Origin of the sequence: Mesorhizobium sp. M0145, assembly GCF_040322355.1 — a bacterium.
Taxonomy (GTDB): Bacteria; Pseudomonadota; Alphaproteobacteria; order Rhizobiales; family Rhizobiaceae; genus Mesorhizobium.
On sequence record NZ_JAMYTK010000003.1, the window covers coordinates 405,705 to 412,274 of the forward strand.

The following is a 6,570-nucleotide window of genomic DNA, read 5'->3' on the forward strand; positions in this document are numbered from 1 at the left end:
AGTTGACTGAACCGGCGTTCGCGACGATAGGATCAGCCTCATGCGCGCAGCACTTTATCCTACCTCCGTCATCGGTCCGGCTGTCGGCTTCGTCAGGCTGCCGCATGGCGAGGGCTTGCCGCTTCCGGCCTATGAAAGCTCGGGCGCCGCCGGCATGGACCTGCGCGCCGCCGTCCCGGACGACAGGCCGCTTTTGATCCTGCCGGGAAAGCGCGCGCTGGTGCCGACCGGGCTGGTCCTGGAAATTCCGGAGGGCGTCGAAGGCCAGGTCCGGCCGCGTTCGGGCCTCGCCTTCAAGCACGGGCTCACCTGCCTCAACACGCCGGGCACCATCGACAGCGACTATCGCGGCGAGGTCAAGGTGCTGCTGATCAATCTCGGCGACGAGGATTTCGCGGTGACGCGCGGCATGCGGATCGCCCAGATCGTCTTCGCCCCGGTGACGCAGGCGACCGTCGAGGAGCGCACATTGGCTGGCGGCACAACGCGCGGCTCGGGCGGCTTCGGATCGACCGGCACGGCCTGATGAAAATACCCAAGCTCGTCATCTTCGATTGCGACGGGGTTCTGGTCGACACCGAGAACCTGGCCAATCGGCGCCTCGCCGAATGGCTGACCGCGGCCGGCTTTCCGGCCAGCTTCGAATATTGCCGCAAGAATTTCTCCGGCCGCAGCATGGTCTCGGTGCAGAAGGAAGTCGAGGCGACCGGCGTCAGCCTCGGCGCCGATTTCGTCGAGCGCTGGAACGCCGGCCTGCCGGACCTGTTCGCGCATGGCGTCGAGGCCATCCCCAACGTTCGCGAGTTCATCGAAACCGTGCACGCCGCCGGCATCGCCACCTGTGTCGCCTCGTCGGCACGGGTGTCCAAAATGCACATCACGCTCGGCCAGACCGGGCTGCTGCCGCTATTCGAGCATGCGCTGTTCAGCTCGACCATGGTCTCGCGCGGCAAGCCGTTCCCCGACCTCTTCCTGCATGCGGCAGCGACGATGGGCTTCGCGCCCGCCGACTGCATCGTCATCGAGGACAGCGTCGCCGGCACGGCAGCCGGCATCGCCGCCGGCATGCGCGTCTATTCCTACCACGGCGACCCGCTTTCCGACCGCGATGGACTGATCGAAGCCGGAGGCATCCTGTTCGACGACATGCGTAAACTGGCCGGGCTGGTGCCGATCCACTGATCGCCTTTGCGCAGGCTGCATGCGCGCCAGATCTCAGACCGGGCGCGGCGCCCCAAGTACTCGGTCGACCGTGTCGCGTATGAGAGTGCGCAGATTGGCCGGCCTGTCGAGATGACTGACGACAAGCAGGCCGTCGGCCGCCACTGTTAGCGCGTCCGCGGTGCGGTCCGGATCGGGATTTGCGTCAGCGATCAGCAGATCCCTGAGGATGCCCCACTTCCAGTGACGATGCTTATCGATTGCCTCGCGAACCGGGCTCCTCGGGTCGGGGTATTCGGCCGCGGCATTTTGGAACGGGCAGCCGCGGTAGCCCGGCTGATCCGCCGCATCGGCAATGAGATCGAATACGGCAAGGATCATCAGGCGAGGTGGCCGCCGGCCAAGGCTCGCGATTGCCGCCCGTCCTCCCTTGCTGATCTCCTCGATATAGGCGCGGACGAGGTCGTCCTTGGCCGCGAAGTGATGATAGAACGTCGCCTTCGCAACGCCGGCCTCGGCGATGATGCGGTCGATGCCGACTGCACGGACCCCCTCCAGAGAAAACAGCGCGGTCGCCGTATCGAGGATGCGGCGGCGCGCAAGACTTTCGGGACGATCGTTGATTCGGGCTGCGGACATGCCTTGACCGTATAGCAGACAGGTCTGTATACATCCATATGTCGACAGACAGGTCTACCTGTTAACGAAGGGAAGGCGAAACATGGCTTCGATAGTCAGGGAAATCATCGTAGATGCTTCACCGGAAAGCGTATGGGCGACGGTGGGCGACTTCGCCGGCGGCGCCCAACGGATAGCCCCAGGCGTTTTCGTCGACTGCCGGGTGGATGAGGGCGACGTACGGGTCCTTACTTTCGCCGACGGCAAGATCGTGCGAGAGCGGCTCATCGCCCGCGACGAGCAGGGCCGGCGGATCGTGTGGGGATGGCTCGTCGACGAGGTCACTCACGATAACACCTCCATGCAGGTCTTTGCCGAGGGCGAGGGCCGGAGCCGCCTGGTCTGGATTCACGATACTCTGCCCGACGAACTCGGCACGTGGCTCGCAGCCGCCATGGATCAGCTGGTGCCGGTTTTCCAGCAGACCCTGGCGAGCCAAGCCAAGCCAACATAGTGAGGCAACCCCAGGTGTTTCCTCCTGGCCGCAAAATGCTCTAGCTTGCGCGCGCCCGACATAACGAGCGCGCGCGCATGACCTTCTCCCTGCTTCGTTTCATCTTTGCTTGCCTGCTGCTGCCCTGTCTTTGGACGACGGCTAGCGCGGAGGCCGTCAGCTTCCCGGAGCTCGGCAGCGCTGTCCCCGGCCACGGCGATGTCACCTATCTCGATCTCGCCAGGATGGTCATTCCCGATCTGGCGGCGGACAAGGACGGCTTTTTCCGGGGTTCGATTCCGATCGAGATGCGCCACATCGCTGGACCGGACTACGACGGCTCGCCGCCGGCGACGTCGGGTCTTTCCAGCGGCGACGTGCTCGACATCAAGGCCGGCGGCAAGGACCGGCTGGCGATGCTGCTCGACCTCGGCGACTCGCCTGACAGCGCCGAGGGCTATGCAGTGCTGGCACTCTACGACATCACCGGCAAGCCGGCCTTGCTCGACGCGGTCAATGTTGCCGTCGACCGCAGCACCTACTTTCGCGATCCGGGCAAGCTGTCGATCGGGCCCGGCGATGACGTCATCATCACCACGAGCACGCATTTCAATTCGAGCCAGGGCTATGTGATCGCGCCGCTGGTCATGGTCCGCAACGACAGGTTCGAGCTGATCGACATGATCTATACGTTCGACGAAAACCTCTGCACCAACCGAAGGACGCAGAATGCGGCCTTCCAGGCGACGGCCGACGGCCAGCCCTATGCAGCCATCAAGGTTACGGTGACCGACGCGACAGTGCCGGGCGATGAAAGCTGCGACGGCCAGCCGCCGCCAGAGGCGTCTTCGCGCGACATTTCCGTCACCTATCATTGGGACAAAAACGCTTCGCGTTACGTCAAGGATTCCGATGCGCTGGACCGATTGGCAGGAGAGAACGCCAAACGCTTCTGAGCCAACCGCAATTATTTGCCCGGCGCGTTCCGCCGGGCTAGAATTTCCTTCATAATCCGCACCGGAGGGGAGCATCCATGGATAAGGGCAAGATTTTTCGCGACCTGCATACATCGATCTTCGTCATGGCCAATTCATGGGACGTCGGCACGACCAAGCTCTTGGCCTCATTCGGCTTCAAGGCGCTGGCCACGACCAGCGCCGGCTTTGCCTTTTCGCGCGGCCTGCCGGACGGCGCGGTGACGTTCGAGGCGATGATCCATCATTGCCGTGAAGTGTCAGCGGCGACCGGGCTGCCGGTTTCGGCCGACCTCGAAAAGGGCAAGGGCGACAGCGCGACAAGTGCCGGCGAGACCATCTTCGCCGCCGAGGCGGCTGGCCTCGCCGGCTGCTCGATCGAGGACCATACCGGCGAGCCCGCCAAGCCGATCTATGATTTTTCGCATGCCGTCGATCGCGTCGCGGCGGCGGCGGAAGCGGCACGGGCACTGAAACGCGATTTCGTCTTCACCGCGCGGGCCGAGAATTTCCTGTGGGGCAAGCCCGATCTCGACGACACGATCAAGCGGCTGCAGGCTTTCGAGAAAGCCGGTGCCGACGTGCTCTATGCACCGGGCCTGGGCGACATCGAGATGGTGCGAACCGTCTGCTCGGCGCTGACCAAGCCGGTGAACGTCATGGCCAGGCCCGGCTTCACCATCGCCGATCTTGCCATGGCGGGGGTAAAGCGCATCTCGCTCGGCCCATGGCTGACCAATTTCGCCTTCGGCATGCTGGAGACCGCGGCGCGCGAGATCCAGCAGGATGGCACCTTCGGCTTCACCCGCGCCGCCATGCCGTTCGGCAAGCTGCAGGCGCTGTTTGCCAAATCTTCCTAGGTGGGGCCCGGCGAATGACGCTCACCGTCGTCGACATGCACACGGGCGGCGAGCCGCTGCGGATCGTCACCGGCGGCTACCCCGACATTCCCAAGGGCACGATCCTCGAAAAGCGTGCCTATGTGCGCGACCATCTCGATCATCTCAGAAAGATCCTGATGTTCGAGCCGCGCGGCCATTACGACATGTATGGCGCGCTGCTGGTGGAGCCCGACCTGCCGGGCGCCGACCTCGCGGTGCTGTTCATGCACAATGAGGGCTATTCGACGATGTGCGGCCACGCCATCATCGCGCTCGGCCGCTACGCCGTCGACGAGCGGCTGGTGGCGCCACGCGAGCCGATGACGACCGTCAACATCGAGGCGCCATGCGGGCTGATTTCGGCTGCGGTCGAGGTAAGGGATGGCAAGGCCGGCGCGGTGTCCTTCGAAAGCGTGCCGGCGTTTCTGTTCGCCGGCGACCAGCGGATCGAGCTGCCGGGCTACGGCGTGGTCGGCTTCGACGTCGCCTATGGCGGCGCCTTCTATGCACTGGCCGACTGCCGCCAGTTCGGGCTGGAATTTGGCAGGAACCGCGTGCGCGATTTCGTCGATGCGGCGACCGCGCTGACTGATAAGCTGAAGGCCGAATTGCCGCTGTTGCATCCCGACCATGCCGATCTCGCCTTTCTCTACGGCACCATCCTGACCGACGGACAGGATGCGTTCTCCGATACGCCGACCAAAAACATCTGCGTTTTCGCCGAGGCCGAGGTCGACCGTTCGCCGACCGGCTCCGGCGTCACCGCGCGGCTGGCGGCCATGCACGCCAAGGGCCAGATCGAGATTGGCCGGACGCGGCTGTTCGAGAGCATCGCCGGCTCGCGCTTTTCCGGCGCCGTCGTACGCACGGCCACAGCCGGGCCGCATGACGCCATCATCGCCCGCGTCGGCGGCCGCGCCTATTACTCAGGGCGGGCCGAATTCATCGTCGAGGACGATGATGAACTGGGGCGCGGCTTTCTGCTGCGCTAGCTCCCTTCCCGTGCCGAGATCGCCTTGTGCAGATGCACCATCATGGCGCCGGCGAACAGCGGCGTCAGAAGGTTGAGCAGCGGCACGGCGAGGAAAGCGGCGACCACCAGCCCGGCCAGGAACACGGTGATGGAGTGCTTTCTGCGCAGCGCCTTGGCCTCGGCCTCCGGGCGAAAGCGCATGGCGGCGAACTCGAAGAACTCGCGCCCGAGCAGATAGCTGTTGACGACGAAGAAGGCGGCAATGTTGATGCCCGGCACCAAGAGCAGCAGCAGGGCGACGATGTTGCCGAGGATGACGACGCCGAAAAACCGGATCGCCAGCACCAGCGAGCGCAACGCCGGCACGGCGCGGCCGGGCGGGTCGTTTGGATAATCCGTGCGCTCGACCACTTCGGCGACGTCGTCGAGGAACAGGCCGGCGATGATCGCCGTCACCGGCGCAATGAGCAGCGCCAAGCCCAGCGCAAGGCCGATGCCGGCGACGACGGCGCCCAGCCATCCGGCCCAGGAGGGTAGGGCGGGCAGCCATGCATCGATCCACGGCCAGGCCAGCCATTCGAACAGGCTCTTGATCCCGAACCAAAGCGCCGCCAGCGCCAGCAAGGTCAGCCCCAGCGTCTTCAGGAACACGGAACGGAATTCGGGTGAGAACAGGCGGCTCAAGGCGGCGCGGGCGGCGTCGAGGATCACGGCGTTTCCAATTCCATGTCAAACGAGGCCCGTGGGCGATATTTCGGGATAGGCGGAGACAGGTCGCGAGACAAGCGCAAACCGCGCGATACGAAGCATCTGCGTTCTGCCCGGATTTATAACTCGCGGCCTAGGCAAAGCCGCATCAAACCGCTAGACCCGCCCGCGCCCGGCGTGGCAGAAAGCCGGTGGGTTTTTGGCGGAGACATGAATTGATGCCGGACTATGACGTGCTTTGTATCGGAAATGCCATCGTCGACATCATCGCCCAGTGCGACGAGGCGTTCCTGGAGACGAACGGCATCATCAAGGGCGCGATGAATTTGATCGACACGAGGCGCGCCGAACTGCTCTACAGCCGCATGGGCCCGGCCATTGAAGCCTCGGGCGGCAGCGCCGGCAACACGGCGGCGGGCGTCGCCTCCTTCGGCGGCCGCGCCGCCTTCTTCGGCAAGGTCTCCAACGACGCGCTCGGCGAAATCTACGCGCACGACATCCATGCCCAGGGCGTCGCCTTCGACACCAGGCCGCTCAGCGGCGAGCCACCGACGGCGCGCTCGATGATCTTCGTCACGCCGGACGGCGAGCGCTCGATGAACACCTATCTCGGCGCCTGCGTCGAACTCGGCCCGGAGGACGTCGAGGCCGACAAGGCGTCGGGCGCGGCCGTCACTTATTTCGAGGGCTATCTGTGGGACCCGCCGCGCGCCAAGGAGGCGATCCGGCAGACGGCGAAGCTCGCCCATGCCGCCGGGCGCG

Annotated in this window: 9 protein-coding genes; 7 read left to right on the plus strand and 2 right to left on the minus strand. The window is 65.0% G+C overall.

The features are described 5' to 3' along the window. The first annotated feature begins 40 nt into the window (after positions 1-40). Both dut and NKJ28_RS08940 read left to right on the plus strand, forming a co-directional pair. Positions 41-526, plus strand: a complete 486-nt coding sequence (gene dut, locus NKJ28_RS08935) for a dUTP diphosphatase (RefSeq protein WP_023717930.1) — start codon at positions 41-43, stop codon at positions 524-526. Next, positions 526-1,182, plus strand: a complete 657-nt coding sequence (locus NKJ28_RS08940) for an HAD family hydrolase (protein WP_352570216.1) — start codon at positions 526-528, stop codon at positions 1,180-1,182. Before dut ends, NKJ28_RS08940 begins: the two co-directional genes overlap by 1 nt. 33 nt (positions 1,183-1,215) lie before the next feature. On the opposite strand, the gene NKJ28_RS08945 is transcribed toward NKJ28_RS08940, so the two are convergent. Then, positions 1,216-1,800, minus strand: coding sequence for a TetR/AcrR family transcriptional regulator (locus NKJ28_RS08945; protein WP_352591179.1), 585 nt, complete (start codon positions 1,798-1,800; stop codon positions 1,216-1,218). Positions 1,801-1,882: 82 nt separating this feature from the next. Between NKJ28_RS08945 and NKJ28_RS08950 the strand changes: the two genes are divergently transcribed. From NKJ28_RS08950 to NKJ28_RS08965, 4 genes are all read left to right on the plus strand, one after another. After that, positions 1,883-2,293: an SRPBCC family protein gene (locus NKJ28_RS08950; RefSeq protein ID WP_352591182.1), complete on the plus strand. Its 411-nt coding sequence runs from the start codon at positions 1,883-1,885 to the stop codon at positions 2,291-2,293. Between the two features lie 77 nt (positions 2,294-2,370). Then, entirely contained in the window at positions 2,371-3,228 is an 858-nt protein-coding gene (locus NKJ28_RS08955; RefSeq protein ID WP_352591185.1) for a hypothetical protein, read from the plus strand. Positions 3,229-3,305: 77 nt separating this feature from the next. Beyond that, positions 3,306-4,106 carry an isocitrate lyase/PEP mutase family protein gene (locus NKJ28_RS08960; RefSeq protein WP_352635024.1) on the plus strand — a complete coding sequence of 267 codons (801 nt, stop codon included), beginning with the start codon at positions 3,306-3,308 and terminating at the stop codon, positions 4,104-4,106. A gap of 14 nt (positions 4,107-4,120) precedes the next feature. Then, positions 4,121-5,119, plus strand: coding sequence for a proline racemase family protein (locus NKJ28_RS08965; RefSeq protein ID WP_352635026.1), 999 nt, complete (start codon positions 4,121-4,123; stop codon positions 5,117-5,119). Here the strand turns inward: NKJ28_RS08965 and NKJ28_RS08970 are convergent. Then, positions 5,116-5,811, minus strand: a complete 696-nt coding sequence (locus NKJ28_RS08970) for a sulfate transporter family protein (protein WP_352635028.1) — start codon at positions 5,809-5,811, stop codon at positions 5,116-5,118. The two genes, NKJ28_RS08965 and NKJ28_RS08970, sit on opposite strands and share 4 nt — an antisense overlap. Before the next feature lie 215 nt (positions 5,812-6,026). Here NKJ28_RS08970 and NKJ28_RS08975 point away from each other — a divergent pair. Next, positions 6,027-6,570 (plus strand): adenosine kinase (locus NKJ28_RS08975; RefSeq protein ID WP_352635030.1); only part of this gene is annotated, 544 nt, incomplete at its 3' end.